Source organism: Streptosporangium sp. NPDC051023, from assembly GCF_040689595.1.
Classification (GTDB): Bacteria; Actinomycetota; Actinomycetes; order Streptosporangiales; family Streptosporangiaceae; genus Streptosporangium.
Genome location: NZ_JBFBCE010000204.1, coordinates 1 through 2,915 on the forward strand (window position 1 = coordinate 1; position 2,915 = coordinate 2,915).

Genomic DNA, 2,915 nt, shown 5'->3' on the forward strand with positions numbered 1-2,915 from the left:
AGCCGTTCGGTGCCGGGCCCTTCCCCATGCTCTTCCCCGCCCGCCCCGTGCCGCCCGAACCCCCCGTGTCACCCCGTGCCGCTTTCCGACGGCGCGGCGTGGCAAGCCCCGGGACGGTCCCCGGCTCGGCGCGACGGGTCAGCCGACCGAGCCGCGTTCCTTCAGCTCGGGCGCCTGGACGATACGGCGGCGGCGGGTGTTGCCGTCCGCGGCGGCCACGACCGTACGGACGGCCGCGCGGACGATGCCGTCGATGTCCCAGTCGACCGTGGTCAGCCCCGGGGTGAGCAACCCCGACATCGGATGGTCGTCGTAGCCCATCACGGACACGTCGAGGGGGATGCGCAGCCCCCGCTCGGCGCTGGCCGCGTAGACCCCGTAGGCGATCGAGTCGGCGAAGCAGAAGAACGCCCTGTGGCCGCCCGCGAGCATCGCGTCGGCGACCCCGGTCGCGGCCGTGAGCGCCTGGGGCGCGGTGACCACCTCGATGTCCAGCCCGAGACGTCCCGCCTCGGCCAGCACATGCACGTCCGCGGGGCGGTCCGGGGTGCTGGCCCTGGTCGGGGTGAGCACGGCGACACGCCTGTGACCCCGGTCCCGCATGTGCTCCAGCGCCAGGGTGACGCCCGCACGGTTGTCGAAGACGACCTCCCCCGCGGTGCGCGCACCGGCGAGCCCGTCACCGATCGAGACCACGGGCAGGCTCTCGCACAGCTCGCCCCAGAGCGGTGCCGCCGGATCGACCGGCTGCACGATCAGGGCGTCGACCCGCTGGTCGCGGAGCTGCCTGGCCAGGGTCCGCTCACGGCCGGGGTCGCCCGCGGCGTCCAGGATCAGCGCGTAGCGGTCGTTGTCCTTGAGCGCCCTGCCGATGCCGACCGCGAGGGCCTGCTGCCAGAGGTCCTCGAGGGAGCCGCAGAGCAGGCCGATCATCCCGGTTCTGCCGCTGGCGAGCGCGCGGGCGATCGGGTCGGCCTCGTAGCCGAGCTCGGCGGCGACGCGCCGTACCCGCTCCATGGTCTCCTCCGACACCTGCAGGCCGCGCAGGGCATAAGAAACCGAGGCCGGGGAGAGTCCGGTGGCCTTCGCCACCTCGCGTATCGTCGCTCGTTTCCGTGGCTGGGGCACCTGTCCACCCTATGCCTCTACCTCCGTCTGAACAGGGGTCTGCGCCACATCAGGCCGGTTCGGGGCATTGACACTCATAAGGTGAAACGGTTCACTGAAACGGTTCAGTGAACCGCGTCAGTCTGAAACGTAGTAAGGTCAGACCCGTTACCTATATTCTAGGTAGGGAATACCTCGAAAAGGAGGGGGGAAATATGGCCGTCGACGTGCACCAGCATCTGTGGACACCCGCGTTCGTGGACGCGCTGCGGCGCCGTACGGCTCCGCCCCGCCTGGACGGCTGGACCCTGCACCTGGACGGTGAGCCCGCCTACGAGGTCGACCCCGCCGATCACGACCTCGCCAGGCGGCTGGCGCTCAACGAGGACCTGGAGCTGGCGCTGGTCTCGCTGTCCAGCCCGCTCGGCATCGAGACACTGGCTCCCGAGGACGCCTGGCCGATCATCGACGCCTACCACGAGGACGCCCTCGCCCTGCCCGCCCCCTTCGGCGCGTGGGCGGCGACCTGCCTCGGTGACATCGACCCCACCAGGCTGGCCAAGGCCCTCGACCAGGGGCTCGCCGGGCTCCAGCTGCCCGCGACGGCCGTGGCGGGCGAGGCGGCCCTGGCCAGGGTCGCGCCGCTGCTCGACGTGCTCGCCGAGCGTGACCTTCCGCTCTTCGTGCACCCGGGTCCCGCGGCCGAGCCTGAGAACCCGGGCTGGTGGCCGGCCGTCGTGCCGTACGTCCAGCAGATGCACGCGTCCTGGTACGCCTTCGCCGCGTTCGGCCGCCCGCGCCACCCCGGGCTGCGGGTCTGCTTCACGCTGCTGGCGGGGCTGGCTCCACTCCACTCGGAGCGGCTGATCAACCGGGGCGGGGAGAGCCGGGGCCAGGTGGACGCCGAGATGTTCCTGGAGACCTCCTCGTACGGCCCGCGCGCCATCGACGCGATCATCCGCGAGCTCGGCATCGACGTCGTGGTCAACGGTTCCGACCAGCCATACGCCACCGCACCCGACCCCGCGCTTGGCGACGCCGCCAGGCACGCCATCGCGGTCACCAATCCCAGCCGTCTGCTGAACCGGAAGGAGTCGCGCAAGTGAACGTGAACAAGTCCCAGGGCAGCGGGCGCTGCCGCCTCCAGGGAGGCCGACGATGAGCTACGAAGCCCTGCCCGCCCGTTCCCTCGACCGTCGTGAGCTGCGCGACCTGGTCGACGAGCTGGCCGCGGACCCGTCACGCTGGGAGGACCAGGTGGACTTCCCCGAGGAGGGGGGCCGCCACTACGCCTCCCTCTACCGGGACGCCTATGTCGACATCTGGCTGCTGTGCTGGCGCCCCGAGGACGACACGGGCTGGCACGACCACGACATCTCCTCGGGCGCGGTCCGGGTGGTGACCGGCACGCTGCTCGAGTGCAACCCGCGCATCGGCGGCGAGCACCTGGAGACCGTGGTCTCGGCGGGCGAGTCGTTCTCCTTCGGCCCCGACCACATCCATCGGTTGACCGGGGCTGTCGACGGCAGTGTCTCGATCCACGCCTACTCGCCGCCGCTGTGGCGTCTCGGCCAGTACTCGATCAGCGACAGCGGCGTGATGCGCCGCGTCTCGGTGAGCTACGCCGACGAGCTGCGCCCCATGGACGACCTCGAAGCGGCCGTTGAGGCCGATGAGGTCGCCGTCGCCTAGGGCGTGCTCCGGACGGTCCCGGGCCGCCCCCCGGGGGGGGTTTGCGGGGGGGCCCCGCCCGCCCACGAATAAAACGGCCCAGACCCCCCAGGGCCCCCCCCCGGCGGGGGGGAAAA

General features: G+C 71.8%; 3 protein-coding genes. 2 read left to right on the forward strand and 1 reads right to left on the reverse strand.

All coding sequences use genetic code 11. The features are described 5' to 3' along the window. Positions 1 to 138 precede the first annotated feature (138 nt). Complete coding sequence (locus AB0395_RS48010) at positions 139 to 1,092, reverse strand: LacI family DNA-binding transcriptional regulator (RefSeq protein ID WP_366295025.1); 954 nt, start codon at positions 1,090 to 1,092, stop codon at positions 139 to 141. Positions 1,093 to 1,322: 230 nt separating this feature from the next. On the opposite strand from AB0395_RS48010, the gene AB0395_RS48015 reads away from it, so the two are divergent. Next, positions 1,323 to 2,213, forward strand: coding sequence for an amidohydrolase family protein (locus tag AB0395_RS48015; RefSeq protein WP_366295028.1), 891 nt, complete (start codon positions 1,323 to 1,325; stop codon positions 2,211 to 2,213). 52 nt (positions 2,214 to 2,265) lie between these two features. Next, positions 2,266 to 2,799 carry a cysteine dioxygenase family protein gene (locus AB0395_RS48020; protein ID WP_366295030.1) on the forward strand — a complete coding sequence of 178 codons (534 nt, stop codon included), beginning with the start codon at positions 2,266 to 2,268 and terminating at the stop codon, positions 2,797 to 2,799. The last annotated feature ends 116 nt before the right edge of the window (positions 2,800 to 2,915 follow it).

Coding starts and splice junctions, on each gene's coding strand:
- AB0395_RS48020 (WP_366295030.1), top strand. CDS start 2,266: ATGAGCTACGAAGCCCTGCCCGCCCGTTCCCTCGACCGTCGTGAGCTG.
- AB0395_RS48015 (WP_366295028.1), top strand. CDS start 1,323: ATGGCCGTCGACGTGCACCAGCATCTGTGGACACCCGCGTTCGTGGAC.